23 protein-coding genes are annotated in these 25,075 nt (G+C 68.3%); 12 read left to right on the forward strand and 11 right to left on the reverse strand.

Translation table 11 applies throughout. The features are described 5' to 3' along the window. Positions 1-69 precede the first annotated feature (69 nt). Complete coding sequence (locus ACN8ZM_RS27235) at positions 70-708, reverse strand: LysE family translocator (RefSeq protein WP_043179179.1); 639 nt, start codon at positions 706-708, stop codon at positions 70-72. A gap of 272 nt (positions 709-980) precedes the next feature. Between ACN8ZM_RS27235 and ACN8ZM_RS27240 the strand changes: the two genes are divergently transcribed. Then, positions 981-1,559 (forward strand): hypothetical protein, encoded by a 579-nt coding sequence (locus ACN8ZM_RS27240; protein ID WP_420211271.1) that lies wholly within the window; start codon positions 981-983, stop codon positions 1,557-1,559. Between the two features lie 217 nt (positions 1,560-1,776). Further along, positions 1,777-3,153, forward strand: a complete 1,377-nt coding sequence (locus ACN8ZM_RS27245) for an FAD-containing oxidoreductase (protein WP_420211272.1) — start codon at positions 1,777-1,779, stop codon at positions 3,151-3,153. 76 nt (positions 3,154-3,229) lie between these two features. Here the strand turns inward: ACN8ZM_RS27245 and ACN8ZM_RS27250 are convergent, their stop codons facing one another. Continuing rightward, entirely contained in the window at positions 3,230-4,123 is an 894-nt protein-coding gene (locus ACN8ZM_RS27250; protein ID WP_089453587.1) for an SDR family oxidoreductase, read from the reverse strand. Positions 4,124-4,218: 95 nt separating this feature from the next. Between ACN8ZM_RS27250 and ACN8ZM_RS27255 the strand changes: the two genes are divergently transcribed. The 4 genes from ACN8ZM_RS27255 (at position 4,219) to ACN8ZM_RS27270 (ending at position 8,217) form a co-directional block, all read left to right on the forward strand. Next, positions 4,219-5,076 (forward strand): helix-turn-helix transcriptional regulator, encoded by an 858-nt coding sequence (locus ACN8ZM_RS27255; RefSeq protein ID WP_420211273.1) that lies wholly within the window; start codon positions 4,219-4,221, stop codon positions 5,074-5,076. A 216-nt stretch (positions 5,077-5,292) separates the two neighbouring features. After that, positions 5,293-6,522, forward strand: coding sequence for a cyanate transporter (locus ACN8ZM_RS27260; protein ID WP_420211274.1), 1,230 nt, complete (start codon positions 5,293-5,295; stop codon positions 6,520-6,522). Between the two features lie 158 nt (positions 6,523-6,680). Further along, positions 6,681-7,451, forward strand: coding sequence for an ABC transporter substrate-binding protein (locus tag ACN8ZM_RS27265; RefSeq protein ID WP_043178224.1), 771 nt, complete (start codon positions 6,681-6,683; stop codon positions 7,449-7,451). Between the two features lie 277 nt (positions 7,452-7,728). After that, positions 7,729-8,217 carry a RidA family protein gene (locus ACN8ZM_RS27270; protein WP_420211275.1) on the forward strand — a complete coding sequence of 163 codons (489 nt, stop codon included), beginning with the start codon at positions 7,729-7,731 and terminating at the stop codon, positions 8,215-8,217. Positions 8,218-8,271: 54 nt separating this feature from the next. Here ACN8ZM_RS27270 and ACN8ZM_RS27275 read toward each other — a convergent pair whose 3' ends face one another. After that, positions 8,272-8,655, reverse strand: coding sequence for a hypothetical protein (locus ACN8ZM_RS27275; protein WP_043178226.1), 384 nt, complete (start codon positions 8,653-8,655; stop codon positions 8,272-8,274). A 203-nt stretch (positions 8,656-8,858) separates the two neighbouring features. Here ACN8ZM_RS27275 and ACN8ZM_RS27280 point away from each other — a divergent pair, with 203 nt between their 5' ends. Both ACN8ZM_RS27280 and ACN8ZM_RS27285 read left to right on the forward strand, forming a co-directional pair. Further along, positions 8,859-9,380, forward strand: a complete 522-nt coding sequence (locus ACN8ZM_RS27280; protein WP_420211276.1) for a GNAT family N-acetyltransferase — start codon at positions 8,859-8,861, stop codon at positions 9,378-9,380. A 166-nt stretch (positions 9,381-9,546) separates the two neighbouring features. Further along, positions 9,547-10,632 (forward strand): DUF1176 domain-containing protein, encoded by a 1,086-nt coding sequence (locus ACN8ZM_RS27285; RefSeq protein ID WP_420211277.1) that lies wholly within the window; start codon positions 9,547-9,549, stop codon positions 10,630-10,632. 229 nt (positions 10,633-10,861) lie between these two features. Here the strand turns inward: ACN8ZM_RS27285 and ACN8ZM_RS27290 are convergent, their stop codons facing one another. From ACN8ZM_RS27290 to ACN8ZM_RS27310, 5 genes are all read right to left on the reverse strand, one after another. Further along, positions 10,862-11,236, reverse strand: a complete 375-nt coding sequence (locus ACN8ZM_RS27290) for an Ivy family C-type lysozyme inhibitor (protein WP_420211278.1) — start codon at positions 11,234-11,236, stop codon at positions 10,862-10,864. A 172-nt stretch (positions 11,237-11,408) separates the two neighbouring features. Then, positions 11,409-12,881, reverse strand: coding sequence for an amidohydrolase family protein (locus tag ACN8ZM_RS27295; RefSeq protein WP_420211279.1), 1,473 nt, complete (start codon positions 12,879-12,881; stop codon positions 11,409-11,411). A 64-nt stretch (positions 12,882-12,945) separates the two neighbouring features. Continuing rightward, complete coding sequence (locus tag ACN8ZM_RS27300; RefSeq protein WP_420211280.1) at positions 12,946-14,424, reverse strand: sodium:solute symporter family protein; 1,479 nt, start codon at positions 14,422-14,424, stop codon at positions 12,946-12,948. Next, positions 14,421-14,633: a DUF3311 domain-containing protein gene (locus tag ACN8ZM_RS27305; protein ID WP_043178234.1), complete on the reverse strand. Its 213-nt coding sequence runs from the start codon at positions 14,631-14,633 to the stop codon at positions 14,421-14,423. Before ACN8ZM_RS27305 ends, ACN8ZM_RS27300 begins: the two co-directional genes overlap by 4 nt. A gap of 39 nt (positions 14,634-14,672) precedes the next feature. Next, positions 14,673-15,800: a porin gene (locus ACN8ZM_RS27310; RefSeq protein ID WP_420211281.1), complete on the reverse strand. Its 1,128-nt coding sequence runs from the start codon at positions 15,798-15,800 to the stop codon at positions 14,673-14,675. Between the two features lie 499 nt (positions 15,801-16,299). Between ACN8ZM_RS27310 and ACN8ZM_RS27315 the strand changes: the two genes are divergently transcribed. Next, on the forward strand, positions 16,300-17,637 hold the full coding sequence (locus tag ACN8ZM_RS27315) for an MFS transporter (protein ID WP_420211282.1): 1,338 nt from the start codon (positions 16,300-16,302) through the stop codon (positions 17,635-17,637). Between the two features lie 122 nt (positions 17,638-17,759). On the opposite strand, the gene ACN8ZM_RS27320 is transcribed toward ACN8ZM_RS27315, so the two are convergent. Both ACN8ZM_RS27320 and ACN8ZM_RS27325 read right to left on the reverse strand, forming a co-directional pair. Then, positions 17,760-18,770: a 3-hydroxybutyryl-CoA dehydrogenase gene (locus ACN8ZM_RS27320; RefSeq protein ID WP_420211283.1), complete on the reverse strand. Its 1,011-nt coding sequence runs from the start codon at positions 18,768-18,770 to the stop codon at positions 17,760-17,762. Further along, positions 18,767-19,882 carry an NAD/NADP octopine/nopaline dehydrogenase family protein gene (locus ACN8ZM_RS27325; protein WP_420211284.1) on the reverse strand — a complete coding sequence of 372 codons (1,116 nt, stop codon included), beginning with the start codon at positions 19,880-19,882 and terminating at the stop codon, positions 18,767-18,769. Before ACN8ZM_RS27325 ends, ACN8ZM_RS27320 begins: the two co-directional genes overlap by 4 nt. A 149-nt stretch (positions 19,883-20,031) precedes the next feature. Here ACN8ZM_RS27325 and ACN8ZM_RS27330 point away from each other — a divergent pair, with 149 nt between their 5' ends. Both ACN8ZM_RS27330 and ACN8ZM_RS27335 read left to right on the forward strand, forming a co-directional pair. Continuing rightward, the gene (locus ACN8ZM_RS27330; protein WP_420211285.1) at positions 20,032-21,006 is read left to right on the forward strand and encodes an AraC family transcriptional regulator; all 975 of its coding nucleotides are present in this window, start codon (positions 20,032-20,034) and stop codon (positions 21,004-21,006) included. Continuing rightward, the gene (locus ACN8ZM_RS27335; protein ID WP_420211286.1) at positions 21,003-22,037 is read left to right on the forward strand and encodes a LysR family transcriptional regulator; all 1,035 of its coding nucleotides are present in this window, start codon (positions 21,003-21,005) and stop codon (positions 22,035-22,037) included. Before ACN8ZM_RS27330 ends, ACN8ZM_RS27335 begins: the two co-directional genes overlap by 4 nt. A 56-nt stretch (positions 22,038-22,093) precedes the next feature. Here the strand turns inward: ACN8ZM_RS27335 and ACN8ZM_RS27340 are convergent, their stop codons facing one another. Next, positions 22,094-23,212 (reverse strand): porin, encoded by a 1,119-nt coding sequence (locus ACN8ZM_RS27340; RefSeq protein ID WP_420211287.1) that lies wholly within the window; start codon positions 23,210-23,212, stop codon positions 22,094-22,096. 412 nt (positions 23,213-23,624) lie between these two features. On the opposite strand from ACN8ZM_RS27340, the gene ACN8ZM_RS27345 reads away from it, so the two are divergent. Then, positions 23,625-25,022 carry a spinster family MFS transporter gene (locus tag ACN8ZM_RS27345; protein WP_043178259.1) on the forward strand — a complete coding sequence of 466 codons (1,398 nt, stop codon included), beginning with the start codon at positions 23,625-23,627 and terminating at the stop codon, positions 25,020-25,022. Positions 25,023-25,075 lie beyond the last annotated feature (53 nt).

Below are 25,075 nucleotides of genomic sequence, written 5' to 3' on the forward strand. Positions count from 1 at the left end.
CGGTGCGCGCCAGCAGCCAGCCACGGGAATGGCCGGCCGCCGTGCGATGCAGATCGGGAATGGAAGCGGTCAGATCCCCGCTTTCGGCGCGTTCAGGATCAATCGCAGCCCGAGCAGCGTGATCGCGCCGGCCGCGACGCGGTCGACCCACTTTTTCGCGCGCAGGTAAAGCTCGCGCGGCCGGCGCGTGGAAAAGCACAGCGCGACGATCGTGTACCAGCCGAACTCGACGCCGAACACGAGCGGCGGCAGCGCCAGATAGCACCACAGCGGCGGATGCTGCGGGAGCAGCGCCGCGAAGATGCTGCCGTACCAGATCGCCGTCTTCGGGTTGCTGAGCTGGGTCGTGAGGCCCGTCCAGAACGACTTGCGCGCGCTGCCGCCGGCCATCGCCTGCGGATCGTCCATCGCGATCGGCCGGTCGGCGCCGCGCCAGATCTTCGACGCCATGTAGATCAGGTACGCGCCGCCCGCCACCTTGAGGCCCACGTACAGCCATTCGACCGCCTGCAGCAGCGTATAGAGCCCGGCCAGCGCGACGCCGCCGAACACGATGCCGCCGATGCCCATGCCGAGCGCGGTGGCCAGCCCGTCGCGGCGCGACAGCCCGATCGAATTGCGGGCAACCAGCACGAAGCTCGGGCCCGGAATCATCGCGCCGAGAAACAGCGCAGCCAGGATGGCGAGTACGGCAGCCGATGCAGTCATCGAAGTCTCCTTGATGAGCGACGCCGAATCGCCGACGCCTGCGTGTCGTTTCCGACGGTCGAGCCGCTGATTCTGGCACGCTTCGCGCATGGCCGAAAGCGGCCTTGCGCTGCTATGCTGGCCCTCTTTCCCGTCATTCGCGCCGCCGCCCATGATCGAGATCCGCGCCGCCCGTCGCGTTCAATCCGATGCCGGGCACCGAATTTCTCGGGCGAGATCGGTAGACCCGCGCGCTCGACGCGCCCTTCCTCCTTTCGACCGGACACCCCGTCATGCGCGTTTCCCGACTGCCCTTCGTGCTCCTCCCGCTGCTCGCCGCGCTGTCGCTCGACGCCCGCGCCGGCGACCTGCCGAAATCGATCGCCACGCAGTTGCCGCCCGGCTACCAGCCGCTGCTCGCGCAGGCCGGGCCGGATCTCGACAACGGGCGGCACAGCTTTCTCGTGGTCGTGCATCGGGCGGTTGATACGCGCGAGCAGCCGTCGCCGCGTCCGCTGCTGATCTTCGAGGAACAACCGGATCACGCGTTCCGGCTCGTCGCGCGCAACGACCAGGTCGTGCTGCGCGCGAACGAAGGCGGCCAGTGCGACCCGTTCGATCCCGAAGATGCCGGCGACAACGGCTTTGCCGTAAAAGGCCGCTATTTCACCGTGCAGAACTTCGTCGCGTGCGGGCAGCACTGGAGCGACTACGTGACGTTCCGCTACGACCCGCACACGCACGGGTGGCTGTTTTCGAACCGGATCGTCACCGAATCGTTTCCGCTCGACGACCAGCCCGACCACGTCACCGTCACGCGCGCCGACGCGCACCGGCCGGTGTCGTTCAGTCAGTGGCAACGCAAGGACTGACGCGGCCGGGGCGACGCGCTGCGGCCGGTTGCATCGCACGCCGGCCGGCGCGGGCACGACCCGACGCCGTCACGCCCCGCTGCCCCCGCCCTGCCCGCACTCGCGAGCGCACGCCAACAGGGCTACCATAGGCGCTCGCCGTCGCGCGACCGTGCGCCGGCATCGCACGCGGCTCGCCCGCACGCGTTCCCTCGCTGCACCCGCACAGGAGGACGTCATGACGCAACACTTCGACGCGATCGTCATCGGCACCGGGCAGGCCGGGCCGCCACTCGCCGCGCGGCTGTCCGCCGCCGGGATGAAGGTCGCGATCATCGAGCGCGGCCGCTTCGGCGGCACCTGCGTGAACACCGGCTGCATTCCGACCAAGACGCTGATCGCGAGCGCATACGCCGCGCAGCTCGCGCGACGCGCCGGCGAATACGGCGTGTCGGTCGGCCCCGTCACCGTCGACATGAAAGCCGTGAAGGCGCGCAAGGACCAGATCTCCGGCCGCTCGAACCACGGCGTCGAGCAATGGGTGCGCGGCCTCGCGAACACGACCGTGTTGCAGGGGCACGCCCGGTTCGAGCGCGCCGATGCGGTGCGCGTGGGCGACGACGTGCTCGAAGCGGAACGCATCTTCATCAACGTCGGCGGACGCGCGCAGGTGCCGGCCATGCCGGGCCTCGACTCGGTGTCGTACCTGACCAACTCGACGATGATGGACGTCGACTTCCTGCCCGAGCATCTCGTGATCGTCGGCGGCAGCTATGTCGGGCTCGAATTCGGCCAGATGTATCGCCGCTTCGGGTCGCGGGTCACGATCGTCGAGAAGGGCGCGCGCCTGATCCGCCGCGAGGACGAGGACGTGTCGCAGGCCGTGCGCGAGATTCTCGAAAACGAAGGGATCGACGTGCAGCTCGATGCGACCTGCCTGAGCGCACGGCGCGACGGCGACGGCATCGCGGTCGGCCTCGACTGCGCGGGCGGCGGCCGCGAGGTCGCGGGCTCGCACCTGCTGCTTGCGGTCGGACGCGTGCCGAACACCGACGATCTCGGGCTCGACCGTGCGGGCGTCGCGATCGACGCACGCGGCTATATCGAGGTCGACGACCAGTTGCGCACCAACGTGCCCGGCATCTGGGCGCTCGGCGACTGCAACGGGCGCGGCGCGTTCACGCACACCGCGTACAACGACTACGAAATCGTCGCGGCCAATCTGCTCGACGGCGATCCGCGCAAGGTGTCCGATCGCATCACCGCGTACGCGATGTATATCGATCCGCCGCTCGGCCGCGTCGGCATGACGCTCGCGGAAGCGAAGCAGACGGGCCGCCGGCTGCTCGTCGGCACGCGCCCGATGACGCGCGTCGGCCGCGCGGTGGAAAAAGGCGAGAGCCAGGGTTTCATGAAGGTGATCGTCGACGCGGACAGCCATGCGATCCTCGGCGCGTCGATCCTCGGCGTGACGGGCGACGAAGTCGTGCACGGGATGCTCGACGTGATGGCCGCGGGTGCGCCGTACACGACGATCAGCCGCGCGATGCACATCCACCCGACCGTGTCGGAGCTCGTGCCGACGCTGCTGCAGGATCTGCATCCGGCGGAATGACGCGCGGCCCGCATGGGTGTCATGCGGGCGGCGGGCGTGCCTGTCGTCAGCGACGGCACGACCGCCACCCGCCCGCTCAGCCTTCGAAATACCGCGGCCGGTCGATATCGGCCAGCAGCCCCGGCTGCGTCGGCGCCCAGTCGAGCGATGCACGCGTGCGCGCGCTCGTTGCGGGCGCATCCATCCCCGCGAACATCGCGAACCAGCCGAAGTGTTCGCCGGCTTCTGCCGCCGTTTTCGCGACGACCGGCACGTTCAGCCGCCGGCCGATCACGTCCGCAATGTCGCGGAACCGCACGCCCGTATCGTCGACCGCGTGATAGCGCGCGCCGGCCGCACCGCGTTCGACCGCGAGCCGGTACACGCGCGCCGCATCGAGCCGGTGCACGGCCGGCCAGCGGTTGTCGCCCTCGCCGAGATAGGCCGACGCGCCCTTCTCCCGCGCGAATGCAATCAGGCGCGGCACGAAGCCGTGATCGCCGTCGCCGTGCACGGACGGCGGCAGGCGCACGACCGACGCGTGCACGCCGCGCGCTTCCAGCGCGACCGCGGTCGCTTCGGACGCACGCGGGTAGGCCGACGACACCGGCACGTGCGGATCGTCTTCCGTCGCCGCGCGCCCGGGTGCGACGAGCGCGAGCCCCGACGTGACGACCAGCGGGCGCGCCGAGCCCGCGAGCGCCGCGCCGATCGTCTCGATCGCGCGACGATCGAGCTCGCAGTTCTGCGCGAAGCGCGAGAAGTCGTGATTGAATCCCGTATGGATCACCGCATCGGCGGCTTCGGCGCCGCGCGTGAGGCTGTCGAGATCCTCCAGCGACCCGCGAAGGACGTCGGCGCCAGCCGCCGCGACCGACTCGGCAGCCGCATCGGACCGCGCAAGGCCGAGCACCGAGTGCCCGGCGGCAACGAGTTCGGCCACGACGGCCGAGCCGACGAACCCCGACGCTCCAGTAACAAAGACACGCATGTTCAACCCCTCCGAATGGCATGGAGGCTTACTATCTGTCGACCGCCGCGCACGGTGAAGTCGTGACGGTTTACCGGTAAACGAACTAACAGGCTATGCCAGACGCCCCCGACAACCTGCTCGGCGCGTACCTGCGGGACCGCCGCGAGAAACTCGACCCGGCCGCGCTCGGGCTGCCGGCCACGCGCCGCCGCACGCCGGGCCTGCGGCGCGAGGAAGTCGCGCAGCGCGCGCACGTGAGCACCGCGTGGTACACGTGGCTCGAACAGGGGCGCGGCGGCGCGCCGTCGGCCGACGTGCTCGACCGGCTCGCCCGCGCGCTGCTGCTGAACGACGCCGAGCGCGAGCACCTGTTCCTGATCGGCGTCGGCCACCTGCCGGAAGTGCGCTATCACGCGACCGACCATGTGTCGCCGCGCGTGCAGCACGTGCTCGATTCGCTCGAGGCGAGCCCCGCGATCGTGCGCTCGGCGACGTGGGACGTCGTCGCGTGGAACGACGCGGCGGCCGCGACGCTGACCGACTACACGACGCTGCCGCCGGAACGGCGCAACATCCTGCGGCTCATCTTCATCGATCCGCACGTGCGCGGCGTGCAGGCGAACTGGGCACGCGTCGCGCGGTTCGCGGTAGGCGCGTTTCGCGCCGACGTCGCGCGCGGCGGCGCGACGCAGGCCGTGCAGGCGTTCGTCGACGAGATGCGCGCGACGAGCGCCGAGTTCGACGCGCTGTGGCGCGACCACGATGTCCGCTCGCACGAAGAAGGGACCAAGGAAATCCACCACCCCGCAGTCGGGCGAATCGCGCTCGAATACTCGGCGTTCGCGGTGAGCGGCCGGCCCGACCAGACGCTCGTGATCTTTACGCCGGAAACGGCGGCCGATCGCGCGCTCGTCCGGAAACTGGTGGCCGCACGCGAGCAAGCCCGGGCCGAGCAGATACCCGTCGCATGACGGTACGCGTTTCGTCTGACGAACGCGCCGTCGCGCGCCATCGCGCTGTATCGCCCGCCGCCGCCGGCCGCCCCCATCCGTCCCCGTCGCCCCGTGAGAATCCATCGCATTCCGCACTGATTCCCAGTCGAATATTTAATTTTCACCTGGCGTAGCGCGCGCTTACCCTTTCGGCATCGCATCACCGGGCCACCGGCCCCTCCCTGGAGCATCCCGATGTCCGAACCCGGCACCGCGCAAGCCGTCCCCCGCCCGCATGCGGCTTCCGTGTCCTATGGCGCGCTCGCGCTGCTGGTGCTGGCCGGCCTCAACCTGCGCCCGTTCCTGACCGCCTTCGGCCCCGTGCTCGACGTCGTGCGCGCCGACACGGGCCTCGGCTTTCGCGCGGCCGCGCTGCTGACCACGCTGCCGTTCGTGCTGATGGGTGTCGTCGCCGGAATCGGCGTCGGGCTCGCGCGGCGCGTCGGCGAGCAGCGCGCGCTGACCGTCGCGCTGGCGCTGATCGCGGCCGGCTGCACGGCGCGCCTGTGGACCGGCGGCAGCGCGGGCCTGATCGCGACCGCGATCGTCGCAGGGGCCGGCGTCGCGGTGGTCCAGGCGCTCGTGCCCGGCCTCGCGAAGCGCTGGTTCATCGACCGGCTGCCGCTCGCGATGGGCCTCTATTCGGCCGCGCTGGTCGGCGGCGGCGCCTTCGGCGCGGTCGCGAGCCCGTGGCTCGCCGCGCACGGCGGCTGGCATCTGTCGCTCGCCGTGTGGGCCGTGCCCGCGCTCGTCACGCTCGCGCTGTGGCGCGCGAAGGCACCGCGCGACGCCGTGCCCGCAACAGCCGTGTCGGCGCCGATCCTCGCGTTCGCCCGCATTCCGCGCGCGTGGCAGCTCGCGCTGTTCTTCGGGCTCAGCAACAGCGGCTACGCCAGCCTCGTCGCGTGGCTGCCCGCGTTCTACCGCAGCATCGGCATGAGTCCGCAAGCGAGCGGCAACCTGCTCGCGTGGATGGCGCTGTTCCAGGCGACCGGCGCGCTCGCGATGCCGATGCTCGCGAAGCGTTCGCCCGACCGCCGCGCCGTGCTGTGGCTCACGCTCGCACTGCAGGCGGCCGGCTTCGCCGGGTTCGCGACGCTGCCCGCGCTCGCGCCGTGGCTGTGGGTCGCGAGCGTCGGCCTCGGTCTCGGCGGCTTCTTCTCGATGAGCCTGATCGTCACGCTCGACCACCTGCCCGATGCGCGGCTCGCGGGCGCGCTCGCCGCATTCGTGCAGGGCATCGGCTTCCTGACCGTCGCGGCGAGCCCCTGGCTGATCGGCTGGCTGCGCGACGCGGGCGGCGGCTTCGCGATCGCGTGGTGGATGCATCTCGGCGTGATCGCCGCGATGGCCACGCTGAACGCCGCGTTCACGCCCGCCGGCTACCGGCACAGCATGGCGCGCATCACCGGCGCCGCCCGCTAACGCCCCCTTTCGAATCCGGACTTTTCGCCGGCCGCTTCCGGCGCACTGTCCAGCCGCCCGCGCATGGCCGGGCGCGGGTAGTCACGCCCGACGGCCACTGATTCGCATTACGACCAACCACATCGATCGAAGATCGAAAATCAAACATGGAGACAGTCATGAAAAAGCTCGTTCTGGCCGTTGCGCTCGCGCTGACGGCCAGCGTCGCCGCCGCGAAGGATCCGGCGGTCCTGCGCCTCGGCGTCGACCCCAGCTATGCGCCGTTCGAATCGCTCGCGCCTGACGGCAAGCTCGTCGGCTTCGACATCGATCTCGGCAACGCGATCTGCGAACGGATGAAGGTGCGCTGCGTGTGGGTCGAGAACGCGTTCGACGGGATGATCCCGGCGCTGAAGGCGCGCAAGTTCGACGGCGTGCTGTCGTCGATGAGCGTGACCGAGAAGCGCCTCGCGCAGATCGCGTTCACGGACAAGATCAACAACGTGCCGCCCCGGCTCGTCGCGCGGCGCGGCGCGAACCTGCAGCCGACGCCCGAATCGCTGCAGGGCAAGAGCGTCGGCGTCGAGCAGGGTTCGACGCAGGAGACGTATGCGCGCACGTACTGGGAGCCGAAGGGCGTGGTCGTCCGCACGTACCAGACGCAGGATCTCGTCTACCAGGACCTGCTGTCGGGGCGGCTCGACGCATCGCTGCAATCGTCGGTGCAGGCCGACCTCGGTTTCCTGAAAACCGCGAAGGGCGCGAACTTCGCGTTCGCGGGGCCGCCGTTGCACGATCCGAAGACGCTCGGCGTGGGGTCCGCGATCGGCGTGCGCAAGGACGACGACGCGCTGCGCACGCAGATCAACCAGGCGCTCGCGAGCCTGATCCAGGACGGCACGTACCAGCGAATCGCGAAGAAGTATTTTTCGTTCGATATCTATAACTGACCGACGAAAGCGGACAACGAGAAGGGGCGCCATGCGCGAATGCACGACGCCCCTTCTTCACGTTCTCGACTTGTCGACGCCGATCGTCAGGCGGCTGTTTCGTAGGACAAACGGCGCGCCGGCAATCCGTGCTTCGCGATACGAAGCCATCCCGCACGGCGCGGCCTAACCGTTCGTGCTTCGATTTCCTAAACTGTTTGGAGGAGTTCACGATCCGCTGTCTCGCAACGTCCCCACTGCCGGATCGCGCACAGGACCGATCCCGGGAGAAAACACGATGCGAACGCGCTGCCTTGTTGCCGGATTCATCGGATCCGGCCTCCTTCTATGCGGCTGCACGCCCCCCTTCGGTCAGCAAGCCGCTTCCGCACGAGCACCGCTGGAATATGTGCAGGCCGCCGACCAGTACACGATCCCCGTACCGCTCGCCCCGGCCGTCAAAGCCGGCAATCTTCTGTTCGTTTCGGGCATTCCCGCTTATGACCGGAACGGCAAGCTCGCCGTCGGTGACTTCAGCCGACAGATGAATCAGGCGATGGAGAACGTCACGGGCATCCTCAAGGCCGCGGGCACGGGATGGGGTCGCGTGGTGAAGGTGGATGTGATGCTGGTGCGGCGTGAAGACTTCAAGGAGATGAACCGCATTTACGCGGGATACTTCCAGGCCGGGAAATTCCCGGCCCGAAGTACCGCTATCGTGGCGTCATTGCCGAATCCGGACTTCCTCGTGGAAATCGACTGTATCGCCGTGCTGGACAAGCGATGACACATGTCGCGAACGATCGCGACCTGCACGGCCCGTCAGCATCGAATGGGGCGACTATGCCGCTCGCTGCAACAGGTCGGTGGCGAACGACTTCGCGTGCGCGACGGCTTCCTGTTCGTCGCCGAATACACCGAGCTGATCCCAGTGCTCTTCGGCCGCGTACGTTCCTCTCACGGCGAGCGCCCGCTGAACGCTCAATTGCGCCGCGTATTTGCCATCCTCCAGCGGTCGAGCCGTCGCAACGACCTTATGCGGAGGGCTGGCTCGCTCCGGCTGAACCAGCTCGACAGCGCCGCCGGCCCCGTCGACATGCATCAACTCGTTCCTGGCTTTGCAGTCCGGGCAGTAGAAGCACCACCCCCCGTCCTCTTGATGGGGCCTGACCTGCCCACGCGCGAGCACGGCGCGGCATTCAACGTTTTCGCAGATGAACGGCATGGCAGTCTCCGAAGTTATTTGTCGGAAATCCTAGCATGTCCGTCGGCGGTCAACCACCGGCATCCGCATGAATGCAGTGCGGGTGATCAAGGTCGAGCGCAAAAGCCCTTTGCACGCCGCGCACGCAGGTCAACCAGGCGATCGCAAACCTCTCGTCACCCGGGATAAACTGTCTGCCCGACCGACGAACCGAACCCGCCTCCATGTTGATCCGCGTTGCCACCCTGTCCGATGCCATCCCGCTTGCCGAACTGAAGCGCGACACGTTTCGCGAAACCTTTCTGCACGACGGATTCGGCATCGACTACCCGCCGAACGATCTGGCTGCGTACGAGGCCGAGACCTACTCGGTCGAAACGATCACGGGCCAGCTCAACGATCCCGAGTGCCGTACGTGGGTCGCCGAAAGCGACGACGGCCAGCTGGTGGGGTATGCCCACGCGGGGCCATGCAAGCTCCCGCACCCGGAAGTGGCCGACGGTTCGGGGGAGATCCATCAAATCTACCTTCGACGGGGGACGCAAGGGACCGGCGCCGGGCGCGCGTTGTTCGACTCCGCACTGGATTATCTGACAACGGAACGCCCCGGCCCGGTATGGCTGGGCGTGTGGTCCGGCAACGCGAAGGCCATCGCCTTCTACGAGAAGGCCGGTTTCAAGCGCGTCGGCACGTACGAATTCAAGGTCGGCGACGCGACCGATCTGGAATTCATCTTCCGTCGCTGACGCGATGGATGGAAACGCCGGTGCAATCGACACGTCGCGGCCGATCGGATTGTCCTGACCGTGCGCGGCTCGATCCGATGTCGAACAAACGCGACACCGCGACCCTTTCGTTCCCGTGGCATCACGCGCGTTACGATGCACGTCATCCTCAACTCCATGGAAGCCCATGAAAACTCGCGCCATCGAGCTGAGCGCGGCACTCATTGCGCTTTGCGCCAGCGCAGCCGTCCCGCACGTCGCCAGGGCAACGCCTCCCCAAGCGGTCAGTGCGGGCAGCTACGACACCTTCAAGTCATGGCTGGTCGCCTGCGACAACGGCCTGGCCTGCGAGGCGAAGGGTTTCGCGAGCGGCGGGGAAGCCAGCGCAGACTTGCGCTTCATTCGCAGCGCCGGGCCGGACGGTTCGCTCGAAGCACGGCTGAATGTCGTCACCAACGACAGTGTCGATCTCGATGACCTGCGTGTAGATGGGAAGCCGCTGCGGCTGGACGAGTCGGCCTGGCGCGTGAACGTCGACTCCACCAGCAATCTCGCGACGTTGTCGACAAAGCGGCCGGCGGCCGTGGCAGCCTTCGTATCGCGGCTACGCAACGGCGCCAGGCTTCAGGTCGGTTCGGACAAGAACGCCTATATTCCGCTCGACGGCCTGGCCGCCGCCCTCCTGCGCATCGATGACCGGCAGGGGCGCATCGGCGGTGTGACCGCGTGGATCCGCACGGGCCCTACGCCCGCCTCCCAGGTGACACCCGCACCGTCACTGCCGGTCGTGCCGGCACGGAAGATCGCTGCGCGGTTGTCCGATCAGGAGGAGGAAAGCCTGATCGCACGCACGAAACGCATCCGGGACGCGAGCAGCTGTGAGGAGAATGCGTCAAACCATCTCGAAGAAGCCGCCCATGCACTCGACTCACGGAAGGCGCTGGTGTTTCTTCCATGCATCGCGGGGGCGTACCAGGGATCGTCGGACGTGTTCATCGCCCCGCGAGCGGGGGGCGGCGCACCGGAGCCGATCAAGCTGACGGATCCCGCGGGCGGCGTTCTGAATCCCTCGCTGGTCGAACCAGACTTTGATCCGGCTACCGGCACCCTGTCGACGGTTGCCAAGGGGCGCGGCCTGGCTGACTGCGGTTTTCGGGCCGACTGGATCTGGGATGGCCAGGCATTTCAGATTGCCGCCGCGTCGCGACAGGAGACCTGCGGCGGTGTCGAACCGGGCGACTGGCCCACGCTTTATCGGTCGCGAAGAAAGTAAGCCGACGAGCACCTTCGATATCGCCGGTTCCACACCACCGCGCTTCCGTCACCGGACCTCAACGAATGACGAGATTCGCCAGGTCGTCCCACGCAAAGACGAGATTGTGCGACCGCCAGACCGACCGCGGATCGACATACTCACCGACCTGCCCCCGCACCCGTGCTTCGGACAGCCCGTTCGTGCAGCGATGACGACGGATGCATGACAGGCCGGCAAGCGGCCGGCGTCACTTGTAATTGAACGCTTCAGGGTGGTTCTCGAGGCTGCCCGTCAGTGCCGCATACAGAATCGTCCGTCCGTCGATCGATTCGCTACCGCCGCCGATATTGAGCCAAGTCAGCTTCTCGGCACCATCCTTCGGACCTGCGACGGACAGCACGCCGTACATCACCTTCTTCTGCGGATCGTACAGCACCGCGATGCGCTCCGAGCCGCAGTTGTGCGGCTTACAGGCAGTCATCACGTAGACGTCGTGCTCGCCGAACACGACGGTGGTTCCCGGAGATTCGGTGCCGTTCGTCACCCATGCCGGCACTGCGTGACCTTTCTTCATTGCGGTGAACGCGTCGCTCGCCGCGCGATCGCCGGGGATTGCACTCATCGTCCATGTTTTCGTGGGCGCGGGGCCCGCGGCCCATGCGGCCTGGGCGAGGATCAGCGCGGCAGCGGCGAGAGGAATCCTCAAGTTCATATATCCACTCCTATCAATATGGCGACTCCTTAGTCGCCGTAACACCGAAAAGAGTTCTGCCCGTCGCGTCAACTTTTGTAAATCAATAGCGGCTGCGCCCCCACAGCGTCTTCGGCTCGTCGAGCAAATGACGCAACCCGCCGCGCTCGATCGTGATCGCAGCGACCTCGTTCACCCGTTCGAGAATCGCCTCCTCATCGACCGACAGCACGCGCCGATCCTCCATCAGCACCCTTCCGCCGACCATCGTCATGCACACGTCGGCCGCATTCGCGAAACACGTCACGCGATACACGGGCATGTTCATCGGCATCATGTGCGGCCGGAACAGGTCGACGAGGATGAGGTCGGCAAGCTTGCCGGCTTCGAGCGAACCGACTTCGTGATCGACCGACAGCGCCTTCGCCGCGTCGATCGTCACCATCTCCAGCACCTTGCCATGCGGCAGCACGTCCGGATCGCGGAAATGCCGGCGGTGGTAATGCATGCATTGCCACATGTGGCGGAACATGTCGTAGCCGCGATCGGGCGCCGCGCCGTCCGACGCGATCGCCACCGTCACGCCCGCATCGATCAGCTCGGGCACCGGGCAGCGCCCGATGATCGACATGATCGCGCTCGGGTTGTGGACGATCGCAGTGCCCGTCTCGACGCACGCCGCGATGTCGTCGTCAGTCAGGTCGATGCTGTGCGACATGAACGACGTCGGGCCGAGCAGCCCGAGCTCGCGATGCGCGAACGCGAGCGTGCCCGCGCGGTGGCCGTCCTGCGTGAACGTCAGCCCGCGCTCGCGCGCGAGCGCGCCGTAGCACGCGGCCTGATCGCGGAAGTCGCGTTCGTACTGCGCGAGTTCGGGATCGTGTTCGGGCCCGTACACGGGCAGCGTGAGTGCGATGCGGATCCGGCCGTCGGCATCGCCGTGGCATTGGTCGACGATGCTTTTCGACACTTCGAGCATCGTGTCGAAATCGATGTCGCGCGTGACGCTGCCGTCCGGCGTGTGGCGCGTGTACACACGCGGTGCGGGCGGACGCGACGGGCCGACCGCGACGATCGAACGCGTGCCGGTACGCACGACCGCATCGCAATGGCGCCGCGCATAGACCGGATCGTCGACGCGCATGATCGAATTGCCGCCGCCGAGCAGCGACACGCCCGTCGTCACACCGGCCTTCAACCGTTCGAGCGCCGCGAGATGCGATTCGGTTTCCCAGAACGCCTCGTCCGATGCGCGCGTGTAGATCGTCTCGGCCGCGGCCGACCACGCGTCGCCATCCGCGCCGCCGATCGTGCGCAGCATCGCGTGGCCCGCATGCGCATGCGCATCGATCAGGCCCGGCAGCACGGCCTTGCGGCGTGCGTCGATCGTGCGCACGGCGCGGTAACGGGCCTGCAACTCATCGGTGCCGCCCACGGCGACGATGCGATCGCCCTTCACGGCGACCGCGCCGTTCTCGATCACACGCCGCTGCGGGTCCATCGTGATCACGCAGCCATGCGCGATCAGCGTGTCGATCGCTTCGCGGTTGTCTTGTTGCTGGTCCTCGGTAGTCATCGCTCGGTGTCCTGTTGGTGTTCGATTGATCGGGTGGCCGTCCAGCGGCCCTGCACGAAAGCGGTCACGCGGAACCGACCGGCGCCGCGACACGCGCCTTCAGCTTGCGCTGCCCCGCGCTGATCGCGATGAACACCACCGCATTCACCGCGAGCGCGACGAGCCCGGGGTTGATCGACGTCAGCGTGGTCGATGCGCCGGGGAACAGCGACGCGAGCGTCACGCCATAGTAGTTCGTCATCGCGATCACGATCGCACCGGCTGCAATGCCCGCGAACGCGCCTTCGCGCGTGCCGAACGGCCGCTTCAGGAAGCTCGATGCGAGCATCGGCACGAGCTGCGTGAGCAGGCTCGACGAGAAGATCGCGAGCGTGACGAAGGTCGCGCCACCGCGCAGCACGAAGTAGACGACCACCAGCGTGAAGATCGGCAGCGCGATGCGTGCGACGCGCGTCACCTCGCGGTCGGTCGCGTTCGGTGCGAAGCCTTCGCGGTAGATGTTGCGCGCGACCGTCGTCGACGCGTTCAGCATGATCAGCGAACCCGGCACCAGCGCGGTCAGCAGGCCCGTGCCGCCGACGATGCCGACGAACCACGCGGGGAACGTCTGCTTCACGAGCCGCAGCAGCGCGAGATCGGTCTGTGCGCCTTCGAGCCCGTGCACGGTCATCACGGCCGCGAAGCCGACCAGGAACAGGAACGCGATCAGCACCTGGTACAGCGGCATCAGGATCACGTTGCGGCGCAACGCGCGCTCGTCCTTCGCGACGTAGATCGCCGTGAAGCCGTGCGGATACAGGTAGTAGCCGAGCGACGTGAGCAGGATCGTCGAGTTGTACCAGCTCAGGTTGAAGCCATGTTCCGGCATCCGAAGCAGTTCCGGATGCACGGCGTCGATCTTCGCGAACATCGCGCCGAGGCCGCCGTAGTAGTGGATCGGCAGGTACAAGCCAAGAAAGATCGCGATGCCGAGGATCAGCACGTCCTTGACGATCGCGATGTTCGCCGAGCCGTGAATGCCCGACACGACCATGTAGACGGCCATCAGCGTCGCGGCGATCCAGATCGCGGCCGCCTGCGGGATCAGCCCGTACGACATCTCCGACACGATCACGCCGAGCCCGCGCAGCTGGATCATCAGCAGCGACACCATCGCGAACACCGCGACGACCGACACCAGCACGCCGATCGCGCGGCTGTCGTACTTCGACGCGAAGTAGTCGGCGAACGACACGAGCCCGCGCGCTTTCGCGTGGCGCCAGATCGCGGGCAGCATCCAGTAGCCGATCACGCACGCGAGACAGCCGTACGTCAGGATGTAGAACGCGGGCACGCCCTTGCTGTAGGTCCAGCCGCTCGCGCCGAGGAACGAGAACGTCGAGAACGCCTCGCCGGCCATCAGCAGGAACGTCAGCAGCGAGCCGAAGCCGCGCCCGCCGACCGCCCACTGCTCGAGCGTGAGCTTGCGGCCGCGGCGCGCCATCACGCCAATGGCGAGCGCGAACACGGCGAACGCCGCGATGATGACGATCGAAGCGTTCATCGCGCGTCTCCCGGGCGGCCGTCGCGTGCTGCGTCGCGTTCGTCGAGATGGAACAGGATCGCGAGGATCGCGGCGGTCGCCGCCATCCAGATCAGGTTCCACACGAGCAGGAACGGCAAGCCGAACAGCAGCGGCCGCGCCTCGGCGAGCGAGCCGCCGGCGTACATCCCGACGAACGGCAACGCCGCCAGCAACAGTTTGAGTTTCATGAGTGTCTCCTCCGGAAGACGCGCGAACGCGTCAGAACATCAGAACTTCTGGCGGATGCCGACCACCACCGCCACCTGCGACGTCGTCGACGACGCGCTGTCGGTGCCGTCGATCCACGCCTGGCCGATACCCGACGACGCCTTCTGGTAAAAGCCGTTCACGTACACGTCGGTGCGCTTGGACAGCAGGTACTGCACGCCGGCCGATACCTGGTGGTAGTGGCCGCTGTCGCTGCCGCGCGCGACCTGCGTATAGGTGTAGCCGGCTGCGGCCATCAGCGCCGGCGTCACCATGTAGCGCAGGCTGCCTTCGTAATTGTTGAAGCGCAGCGCGCCGCCCGTCGCCTGCCCGAAGTTCGAGCCGGTGTACAGCAGGCCGAGCGTCGCCGGCCCGATCGCGTAGCTGCCGCCCGCGCCCCAGATCTGCTGGCGAATCGCGTTCCCTAGGCTCGCACCGAACACCGATTCCGACGCCGGATAGTAGTTGTCCGACGCCACAGCACCGGTCGTGCTGACCGCCGGATGGTTCACGCGCGCATACGCGGCCCCCGCGTTGAGCGGCCCGTTCGCGTACGTGACGCCGGCGCTCCAGCTGTTGTCGTTCGCAAAGCCCGTCGAGTTCGAGAAGCCGTACACGAGGTTCGCCTGCAGGCCCGCGATCGTCGGCGACACGTACTTCACCGCGTTGTTGGTGCGGAACGTGTTGTTGACGTCGTCGTTGTCGAACGGGTGCGTCGAGTACTGCGCGAGGAAGCTGCTCATCTGCAGCGAGCCGAGGATGTCCTGCACCGAGTTGTACTGACGGCCGAGCGTCACCGCGCCCCAGTTCGCGCCGCTCAGGCCGACCCACGCCGAACGCCCGAACATCCGGCCGCCCTGCCCGAGCGCGCCGTTCGCGACGTTGAAGCCGTTCTCGAGGCGGAAGTTCGCCTTCAGGCCACCGCCGAGATCCTCGGTGCCGATCAAGCCCCAGCGCGGGCCCGATTCGTTGCCGCCCGTGAATTGCCACAATGCATGGCCCTTCGCGTTGTTCGTGTAGGTCACGCCCGCGTCGACGATCCCGTACAGCGTCACCGTCGACTGCGCATGCGCGGCGCCGGCGAACAGCATCGCGACCGCCGCGCCCACGCCTGCGGCGCCTGTTTTCCCACCCTTCATTCGCACCATCTCCGTCTCCTCTTCTCCAAACCTGTTCATCGATGTTGTGTTGTGTTTTTTTTTGATCCTGCCCATACGCGCCGATCGGGTTCGGGTTGTATAGACATTTGCTGGATGGTATCCAGCCGCAATCACATCAAGAAATGAAATGTTCAACTGGGCGACAGTTGAAAATCGAATAGCGGGGAGATGAGCAGGGACGGTGCGCCCCTGCAAGAGAAACGAAAGCGCGCGAGTCCGCTGGACGCGGGGCGTTTTGATCGGACGTGAATGGCCTGCGTAAGCAAGCTGACGAAACGGCGACGGGCGATGTGCCGATGTGGTTTTCCCGGATGGCAGGGGTAGCGCGGCGGCGAACGGATCCATGCGCGGCCGCGCCATCGCCATCATCAGCCGGAGTGATGACCCTCCCCTTTTTCTGCGGATTTGACCGGGGGCACGGTGCCGACAACACTAGCCCGCAGTGCTGCAAAGACGGCACGCGCCCGCCTCCCCTTCAGAGTCCGCCATGGTCCCGACCGACACCGTGCAATTCCCGAGCGCCGCCCGGCCGCTCGCCGACCGGCAGCTGCGCCGGATCGTCATCGCTTCCGTCGCCGGCAACGCGATGGAGTGGTACGACTTCTTCGTGTACGGCACGGCCGCGGCGCTCGTGTTCGGCCATGTGTTCTTCCCGCCCGGCGCGTCGCCGCTCGCAGGCAGCCTCGCCGCGTTCGCGGCCTTCGCGCTCGGCTTCGTCGCGCGGCCGCTCGGCGGAATCGTGTTCGGCCACGTCGGCGATCGTTACGGGCGCAAGGCGTCGCTCGTGTGGACGCTGCTGATCATGGGCGCGTCGACCTTCGCGATCGGCCTGCTGCCGACCTATGCGCAGGTCGGCGTGTGGGCGCCGGCCGCGCTCGTCGCGCTGCGCCTGCTGCAAGGGATCGCGTCCGGCGGCGAATGGGGCGGCGGCGTGCTGATGATCAGCGAAAACGCACCGCCGGAACAGCGCGGCTACTACGCCGCGTGGAGCCAGCTCGGCGTGGGCGGCGGCTTCGTGCTGTCGTCGGCCGCGTTTCTCGCCGCGCAGGCGCTGCCCGACGACGCGTTCCGCACGTGGGGCTGGCGGCTGCCGTTCCTCGCGAGCATCGTCATCTTCGCGATCGGCATCTATATCCGCCGCCATCTGCCGGAAAGCCGCGACTTCGAGCAGGCCGGCAAGCGCGGCGCGCACACGCATCTGCCGATCGTCGAATGCGTCCGTCGCCACCCGAAGGAAATCCTGCTGGCGATGGGGCTGCGCGTGGCCGAGAACGGCAGCGCGTACATCTTCCTCGCGTTCTCGCTCGTCTACGGCAAGTACGTCGGCATTCCGAACGGCGTGATGCTGACCGGCGTGATGATCGCGATGATCGTCGAGATGGGGGCAATGCTCGCGTGGGGCCGGCTGTCCGACCGGATCGGCCGCAAGCCCGTGTACCTGATCGGCGCGCTGAGCCTCGTCGCATGCGCGTTCCCGTTCTTCTGGCTGCTCGACACACGCGTGACGCCGCTCGTGTGGCTCGCGCTCACGGTCGGCACGGCGGTGAGTCACGGCGCGATGATCGGCACGCTGCCCGCGCTCGTCGGCGAGCTGTTCAGCACCGAGGTGCGTTACTCGGGCGTCGCGCTCGGGCATGAAGTCGCATCGATCTTCGCGGGCGGGATGTCGCCGCTGATCGCGACGGCGCTGCTCGCGCACTATCACGCGTCGTGGCCGGTGTCGCTGTTCCTCATCGCGCTCGGCCTCGTGACCGTCGCGACGCTGTGCGTGATGCGCGAGACGCGTACCGCCCCGGCCGCCGACGCGCGCGGCGAGGCGGCATGAGCGCGCGGCCCGTGCCGGCCGCCACGCCCGTGCCTTTGCCGACGGGCGAGCGCCCCGCCGGTTCACGGTGCCACGTGCGCGCTTTCGTGGCACCGCAAGCTCACGCGTCTGCGACGTCCGGGCTACGCGTCCGGGTTGCGCCGCGCGCCGTCGAACACCGGCGCCAGCCCGAGATGATCGAGCAGCCGCGCGAATTCGCCGAGCCGCTGCCGCATGTACGCGGGCACATCCACGTTTGCATAGTCGTGGAAGCCGGTCCCCGTGCGCACCCCGTCGCGCCCGGTTTCCATGTTGCGTACGACGCTCGCGGCCGGTGCGAAGCGCGGGCCGATCTCGCCGGCCAGATACTTCGACGCGTAGTACAGGATGTCGCAGCCGCCCCAGTCGATGAATTCGAGCAGCCCGAGCACCGCGAAACGCGGGCCGAAGCCGGTGCGGATGGCCGTGTCGATGTCCTCCGCGCTCGCGACACCTTCCTCGACCATCCGCGCTGCCTCGTTCATCGCGAGCGCCTGGATGCGCGGCACGATGTAGCCGGGCGCCGGCCCGCAGATCACCGGTTTCTTGCCGACGCGTTCGAGCAGCGCGGCAAGCGCGTCGACCACCGACTGGTCGGTCGCATCGCTGCGGCTGATCTCGACGAGCGGCATCAGCAGCGCGGGATTCAGCCAGTGCGCGTTCAGCATCCGCTCCGGATGCGCGACATGGCGCTGCAATTCGGTGACGACGAACGTCGACGTGGTCGACGCAATCGTTGCGCGCGCATCGACATGCGCGCCGAGCCAGCGCAGCGCGTCAGCCTTCGCATCGAGCACTTCGGGCAGCGCCTCGAACACGACGTCTGCATCGCGCACGGCCTCCGCCGCACCTTCCCGCGCGACGAGCGCGATGCGCGCGACGATCGCATCGGCCTGCGCGGCATCGATACGGCCGAGCGCGACCTGCGCGTGCAGCGGCCTGGCGATCTCGTCGCGCGTGCGATCGTCGAACGCGCTTTGGCCAGTCGCATCGCGCCGCTTGAAGTCGATCAGCGTCACGTCGAGGCCCGCGAACGCGAACACGAGCGCGATCCCCTGCCCCATGCGCCCTGCGCCGAGCACGTGCACGCGCGTCACTTCGGCGGCCGCGCTCATGCCGCGACTCCGGCGACTCCCTTGTCGAGCAGCGTGCGCATCGCATCCTTCGACAGCGCTGCGATCCCGAGCCGCTCCAGCGTGCGCCCTTCCGCATACAGGTCGCGCACCGCGACCGCGCTCGCGATGCTCAACAGCCCCTGCGCAACCGGCGTCGGCACCCCGGCCCAGCGCCCGCACGACACGATGAACGACAGCCCGAGCCGGGTGTCCTCGAGCATGTAGCGATGGGTGCGCAGATCGATCTTCTCGCGCCAGTCGCCGCTATCGGTCAGCTTGCCGTGCGCGCCGCGCCCGTACATCCATTCGTCGCCTTCGGCCGCGTAGTGATCCGCGAGCGGGAAATGCGGCGCGCGGTAGCCGAGCGCTTCGCGCACCGCGATGCGTTCGGCGTCGAGCGCGTTCGTCACGCGACGGATCGACGGCTGCGTGCCTTCGTTGTGGATGTCCCATGCGTCGAAGTGTTCGAGCGGCCCGGCATTCATCAGGATCAGCGGCGGATGGATCACGGGCCCCGCGTTCATCAACGCACCGGACAACGCATCCTCGACCGGCTCGACCGACGGATAGCCCGCGCGCAGCACGTCGAATGCCCAACCGGCGGCATTCGCCGGAAACACGCCGGTCGGCAAGCGCGTCGCGTAGGCACTGATCACGACGTCGTTGTCGCCATGCTTGCGCACCAGGTACGGCAACGTGCCCGTCTCGGCGAATGCGACGCGCGAACGGTTGCCGGCGTCGGCCGCCGCCTGCGCGAACACGAAGCTGCCGAACGTGCCGGGCGGCAGGAAGACGACCTGGCCGTCCTCCAGCAACGGCGCGACCTGCGCGGCGAGCGCGTCGTGCGACGTGGCAGGCAGCGGCACCACGACGAGTTGCGCGCCGCGCAGTGCGGCCGCGAGATCGCCGGTCAGGCGGATCGCACCCGGCGCATCGCCGAGCGGCACCGTGCGCTTGCCGCGATAGTCGGTCACGTTCAGCACGCCGAGTTCGCGCACCCGCGCATGCGGCTCGCGGTCGCGCCGCCACCACGTCACGTCGTGGCCCTTCTCGAGCAGGTCGATGGCCGCCGCATGGCAGCCGTGGCCGCCGCCCAGAACACATACCTTCATCGTCTTCTCCCGGTGATTGAGTGTTGTCGAGACTACGCGGCGGCTTTCGCCGCGTCGCTTCAAAACGCGCAACGGCACGCCCGTTCGCGCAACGCAATCGCGGCGATGCGCCTGCCGCCAAGCCCCTGCATCCGCTACGAGGTCCGTGAATGGATATCGCCCTGTCCCGCCATGCGCCGAACCGGCTCGGCACGCTGCACGCCCCCGACGAAGTCGAACGCGCGGTCGCGCACCGGCTCGGGCCGCACCGGATGGCCGCACGTGGCCGCGATCCGTTTCAGGCGGAGCTGTACGAGGTGCCGCTGCATCACGGCGCGCTGCTCGAACTCTGCTACGGCCGCGAAACGCGCATCGATTTCGGCGGCGATGCCGATCACTTCCTGTTCCGGCTGACGCTCGCCGGTGCCTGCGAGCTGCAGGCCGGCAGCGTCGTCGCGCGCGCCGGCCCCGGCGAGCTGACCGTGTCGTCGCCCGCACTCGCGAGCCGCCTGAGCACGAGCCCCGATTGCCGCAACCTCGTGCTGCGGCTCGAACGCGGCGCGCTCGAACGCAAGCTGCAGGACATGCTGCAGGCCACGCTCACGCGGCCGCTGCAGTTCGATCTCGCGGCCGGCGGCGCCGGCGCGGGCGCCGCGCTGCTGCTGCCGACCTTCGAATACCTGTGCCGGCTCGGGGCGCAGCCGGGTATCGGCACGGCCGCGACGACCTTCGGCGCCGACCTCACCGCGTGGCTGATGTCGCTGCTGCTCACGCACCTGCCGCATTCGTACAGCGATGCGCTCGCGCGCGGCACGCCGCCCTTGCCGGCCCACGTGCGCCGCGCGTGCGATCACGTCGATGCGCACCTCGGCGAACCGCTCGCACTCGCCGCGCTCGCGGCGGTCGCGGGCGTCGCGCCACGCACGCTGCAGCACGCGTTTCGCGCGTTCCTGCACACCACGCCGGCCGCCTACGTGCGCGAACGCCGGCTCGCCGCCGTGCACACGGCGCTGCAACGCGGCGACGCGCGCAGCGTGACCGACGTGCTGATCGCGCACGGCATCCATGGCTTCGGCCATTTCGCGAAGGCGTATGCGCGGCGTTACGGCCACGCGCCTTCCGTCACCGCGAGGCAACCCCGATGACGCACTCCGCAACCGGCCGCCCGGCGGCCCCGGCCCGCGCCGAATCCGCGCCGCACGACAGCGACCCGTCCGAACTGCGCGTGCAGGATCTCGATCTCAATTTGCTGAAGACGTTTCGCGCGGTCTACGAGGAGCGGCACGTCGGCCGCGCGGCGCTGCGGCTCGGCGTCACGCAGCCGTCCGTCAGCTATGCGCTCGGCCGGCTGCGGCTGATGTTCCGCGACGCGCTGTTCGTGCGCACCGGCACCGGCGTCGAGCCGACGCCGCGCGCGCAGCGGCTCGCGCTGTCGGTCGACAAGGCGCTCGCGATCCTGCAGGACGTGCTCGACGAAGGCTCGCGCTTCACGCCCGACAGCACGCAGCGCGTGTTCCGCCTGCACATGAGCGATTTCGCGGCGAGCGCGTTCCTGCCGACGCTGCTCGCCGAATTCGCCCGTTGCGCGCCGGGCGCGGTGATCGAGACGCTGCACGTCGACGAATGCCAGCTCAACGTCGCGCTCGAATCGGGGCGCATCGACTTCGCGCTCGGGCATTTCGCCGACGCGTCGAGCCATTTCCAGCGCGCCGCGCTGCTGCACGAGCGCTGCGTGCTGCTGATGCCGCGCCGCACCGCGCAGCGCGTCGCGTTGCCCGACGACTACGTGCTCGATGGCGAGGCGCCCGACGCGCTGCGCTTCGTCGCGGTCACGTCGCATCCGCAATCGATGCAGCTGCTGGAGCGGCACGGGCTGATGCCGCGCGTGCGCGCGGCGCTACCCGATTTCATGGTGGTGCCCGCGTTGCTGCAGGACGGCGACTACGCGCTGATCCTGCCGGAGACGATCGCGATCACGTTTGCGGCGCGGCAGCCGTGCACGCTGTACGAGATCGCCGGCGCAAGCGAATGGGCCGTCAACGCGTACTGGCACCGGCGCTTCGACGCCGACCCCGGCCATCGCTGGCTGCGCGCGCTGCTGCTCGAACTGTTCAACATCGGCGAGCTGGCGCCGTTCGACGCATGGCTTGCGCCGCAGCCGCCCGCCTGCGCATAACGACGCGAACGCCGCGCGCGGCGCACGCAGCGCGAGCGTGCACCGGCGCGGGCCGGTCAGAACGCCGTGAGGATGCCCGCGACGATCGAGCTGGCGGTCGCGCCCGGCTTCGCGACCGCGACGCCGCCACCGGCCGCGCCGTTGACGACGAAGCGCGCGTGCGCGCCGTTGCGCACCATCGCGGCGCCCGTGTACAGCACCGTGCGCTTCGACAGCGGATAGTCGAAGCGGATGCCATACGAATCGGCGTTGCCGTCGCTGTCCGCGACCTTGCGGTAATGGCCGACGCTCAGCAGCAGCGACGCACGCCCGATCGGCACCGTCGCGCTCAGCTCCATGATGTCGCTGTGCGGATACGCGCTCTGGCTGTCGATCGCGGTCGCGACGTCGGGGCCGCCGCGATGGCGCATGTACAGCGCGGCCACCTTCACGACGCTGAAATCGTACGAAATCGCGCCCAGCGTGTAGTTGCCGTTCGCAGCCGGGCTCGAGTCGCCGAGCGCGGACGCGGCCACCGGGCTGAACTTCTGCTGCATGTAGTCGACGTCGACCGACAGGCCGCCGCGCACGTAGTTGAGCCCTGCGCCGTAGGTATCGCCGAGCGTCGCCGGCTGTCCGGCCGCGCCGTTGGTGCCGCGTGCGGCCATCGCCCGCAGCATGAAGCCCGCGTAGCGCGGCGACGTATAGCGCATCGAGTTGCGCACGCGCAGGAACGCGGGCCCGACGAAGTTGTTGGTCGCGTTGCCCCAGGCGAGCCCCGCGCCGAGGCCCGGCAGGCTGTACGTGACGAGCGTCGTGTGCAGGATCGTGTAGAGCTCGCCGACCTGCACGCCGCCGAACGGCCCCGTGATGCCGACCCACGCCTCGCGGCCGAACAGTGCGCTGCTGTTCGACAGCGCACCGCTGCCCGCATTGAAGCCGTCTTCCAGCTTGAAGATCGTCGCGTAGCCGCCGCCGAGATCCTCGACACCCCTCAGCCCCCACTGCGATGCCCACAGGTTGCCGCTGCCCATGCGCGTCACGTGGTTCGGCCCGGCGTTCGCGTATTCGATCGCGGTGTCGACGCGGCCGTAGAGCGTCACGCTCGATTGTGCGAAAGCGGGCAGCGCCGCGCAGGCAAGCAGCGCGGCAAGCGGTACGGCAAGCCGGTCGGCCCGCCCGTTCGGTTGGTTCATCGTCGTCGTCCCGTAGAGTTTCCGGCGCCTGTCGGCCTTGCGCCGCATGGTGTGAAGCGCGTTCGCCGCGAAGGGCCAACGCTGCCGATCAAAACCGGGCCGAGTCTAGGAACGACAATTTCGGACGTCGACGCAATGCGCTCTATAACGCTTATAGATGCGCCGCATGATGCGTGCGCGCCCCGCCGCAAGCGCGCTGCGCGGCGGCCGGCGCGCGCGACCCTGGTGTTTTCTTTATCCGGGTCGGTAAATGCCCATGTGGCGCGGCTGTCACTCCGGCTATGGCGGCTGAAATTGGCCGACTACGCTGCGTCTCCGACACGTGCCCCCCGCACGCTTTCGCGCCGCGACGGCGCCCTTGCCGCCAAGGCCGCTGCCGCGCGTTTCCACCGCCCGCTCCTGGAGAATCCGCATGTCCGCATCCACGGCCCGCGCTGCCGACGGCAAGCGCTATACGTACGAATGGTATGTCGTCGTCATCTGCATGCTCGCGTACATCTTTTCGTTCGTCGACCGCCAGGTCCTCGTGCTGATGATCGAGCCGATCAAGCGCGACCTGCACCTGTCCGATACGCAGTTCAGCCTGCTGAACGGCTTCGCGTTCTCGCTGTTCTATGCGGTGATGGGGCTGCCCGTCGCGTATCTCGCCGATCGCTACGCGCGCCCGCGAATCATCTCGCTCGGCATCGCGCTGTGGAGCGTCGCGACCGCCGCGTGCGGGCTCAGCCAGCATTTCGTGCAGATGTTCATCGCACGGATGGGCGTCGGCGTCGGCGAGGCCGCGCTGTCGCCCGGCGCGTATTCGATGCTCGCCGACTACTTCCCGAAGGAGAAACTCGGGCGCGCGATCGCCGTGTATTCGCTCGGCTCGTTCATCGGCGGCGGCATCGCGTTCCTGATCGGCGGCTACGTGATCGCGCTGCTCAAGCATGCGAGCGCATTCACGCTGCCGGTGGTCGGGCAGGTGCATGCGTGGCAGGTCACGTTCCTGATCGTCGGGCTGCCGGGGCTGCTGGTCGCCCTGCTGTTCGCCGCGACCGTGCGCGACCCGCAGCGCAAGGGGCTCGCGCAGGATCGCTCGGGCGCCGTGCGGCGCGTGTCGATGCGCGATTCGCTGCGCTTCGTCGGCACGCATCGCGCGACCTTCACGTGCCACTACCTCGGCTTCTCGTTCTACGCGATGACGCTGTACTGCCTGCTGAGCTGGACGCCCGCGTTCTATATCCGCCACTTCGGGATGACGGCCGTCGAAGCCGGCTACACGCTCGGCATCGTGCTGCTGGTGGCGAACACCGCCGGCGTGTTCTGCGGCGGATGGCTCAACGACTGGCTGCTGCGGCGCGGCCGCCACGATGCACCGATGCGTGCCGGCGCGATCGGCGCCGCGTGCATGGTGATCCCCGCGACGCTGTTCACGCAGCTCGACTCGCTGCCCGCATCGCTCGCGATGCTCGTCGTCGCGATGTTCTTCGCGTCGTTCCCGATGCCGACATCCACCGCCGCGATGCAGACGCTCGCGCCGAACCAGATGCGCGCGCAGATCTCCGCGCTGTTCCTGCTCGTGTCGAACCTGATCGCGCTCGGGATCGGCACGACCGTCGTCGCGCTGTTCACCGATCGCGTGTTCGGCGCGCCGGCGGCGGTCGGCCATTCGATGTCGATCGTCAACGTCGCGGCGGCCACGCTCGCCGCGCTGCTGCTCGCCGCCGGGTGCCGGCACTATCGCCGCAGCCTCGATCGCGAACGTGGCCATGCGTCGGCAGCGGCGCCGCAGGCGGCCGAAGCGGGCAATCCGATCGCCGCGCGCTGAACGTCGGGCGCATTCCGTCGCCCGACCATCATCCATCCCACTGATTCAGGCAT

The sequence above is a fragment of the Burkholderia aenigmatica genome (genome assembly GCF_048627025.1).
Lineage (GTDB): Bacteria > Pseudomonadota > Gammaproteobacteria > Burkholderiales > Burkholderiaceae > Burkholderia > Burkholderia aenigmatica.

Bases quoted from the DNA above. Each gene is read 5' to 3' on its own strand.
- ACN8ZM_RS27235 (WP_043179179.1), bottom strand. From the start codon at position 708: ATGACTGCATCGGCTGCCGTACTCGCCATCCTGGCTGCGCTGTTTCTC.
- ACN8ZM_RS27240 (WP_420211271.1), top strand. From the start codon at position 981: ATGCGCGTTTCCCGACTGCCCTTCGTGCTCCTCCCGCTGCTCGCCGCG.
- ACN8ZM_RS27245 (WP_420211272.1), top strand. From the start codon at position 1,777: ATGACGCAACACTTCGACGCGATCGTCATCGGCACCGGGCAGGCCGGG.
- ACN8ZM_RS27250 (WP_089453587.1), bottom strand. From the start codon at position 4,123: ATGCGTGTCTTTGTTACTGGAGCGTCGGGGTTCGTCGGCTCGGCCGTC.
- ACN8ZM_RS27255 (WP_420211273.1), top strand. From the start codon at position 4,219: ATGCCAGACGCCCCCGACAACCTGCTCGGCGCGTACCTGCGGGACCGC.
- ACN8ZM_RS27260 (WP_420211274.1), top strand. From the start codon at position 5,293: ATGTCCGAACCCGGCACCGCGCAAGCCGTCCCCCGCCCGCATGCGGCT.
- ACN8ZM_RS27265 (WP_043178224.1), top strand. From the start codon at position 6,681: ATGAAAAAGCTCGTTCTGGCCGTTGCGCTCGCGCTGACGGCCAGCGTC.
- ACN8ZM_RS27270 (WP_420211275.1), top strand. From the start codon at position 7,729: ATGCGAACGCGCTGCCTTGTTGCCGGATTCATCGGATCCGGCCTCCTT.
- ACN8ZM_RS27275 (WP_043178226.1), bottom strand. From the start codon at position 8,655: ATGCCGTTCATCTGCGAAAACGTTGAATGCCGCGCCGTGCTCGCGCGT.
- ACN8ZM_RS27280 (WP_420211276.1), top strand. From the start codon at position 8,859: ATGTTGATCCGCGTTGCCACCCTGTCCGATGCCATCCCGCTTGCCGAA.
- ACN8ZM_RS27285 (WP_420211277.1), top strand. From the start codon at position 9,547: ATGAAAACTCGCGCCATCGAGCTGAGCGCGGCACTCATTGCGCTTTGC.
- ACN8ZM_RS27290 (WP_420211278.1), bottom strand. From the start codon at position 11,236: ATGAGTGCAATCCCCGGCGATCGCGCGGCGAGCGACGCGTTCACCGCA.
- ACN8ZM_RS27295 (WP_420211279.1), bottom strand. From the start codon at position 12,881: ATGACTACCGAGGACCAGCAACAAGACAACCGCGAAGCGATCGACACG.
- ACN8ZM_RS27300 (WP_420211280.1), bottom strand. From the start codon at position 14,424: ATGAACGCTTCGATCGTCATCATCGCGGCGTTCGCCGTGTTCGCGCTC.
- ACN8ZM_RS27305 (WP_043178234.1), bottom strand. From the start codon at position 14,633: ATGAAACTCAAACTGTTGCTGGCGGCGTTGCCGTTCGTCGGGATGTAC.
- ACN8ZM_RS27310 (WP_420211281.1), bottom strand. From the start codon at position 15,800: ATGGTGCGAATGAAGGGTGGGAAAACAGGCGCCGCAGGCGTGGGCGCG.
- ACN8ZM_RS27315 (WP_420211282.1), top strand. From the start codon at position 16,300: ATGGTCCCGACCGACACCGTGCAATTCCCGAGCGCCGCCCGGCCGCTC.
- ACN8ZM_RS27320 (WP_420211283.1), bottom strand. From the start codon at position 18,770: ATGAGCGCGGCCGCCGAAGTGACGCGCGTGCACGTGCTCGGCGCAGGG.
- ACN8ZM_RS27325 (WP_420211284.1), bottom strand. From the start codon at position 19,882: ATGAAGGTATGTGTTCTGGGCGGCGGCCACGGCTGCCATGCGGCGGCC.
- ACN8ZM_RS27330 (WP_420211285.1), top strand. From the start codon at position 20,032: ATGGATATCGCCCTGTCCCGCCATGCGCCGAACCGGCTCGGCACGCTG.
- ACN8ZM_RS27335 (WP_420211286.1), top strand. From the start codon at position 21,003: ATGACGCACTCCGCAACCGGCCGCCCGGCGGCCCCGGCCCGCGCCGAA.
- ACN8ZM_RS27340 (WP_420211287.1), bottom strand. From the start codon at position 23,212: ATGAACCAACCGAACGGGCGGGCCGACCGGCTTGCCGTACCGCTTGCC.
- ACN8ZM_RS27345 (WP_043178259.1), top strand. From the start codon at position 23,625: ATGTCCGCATCCACGGCCCGCGCTGCCGACGGCAAGCGCTATACGTAC.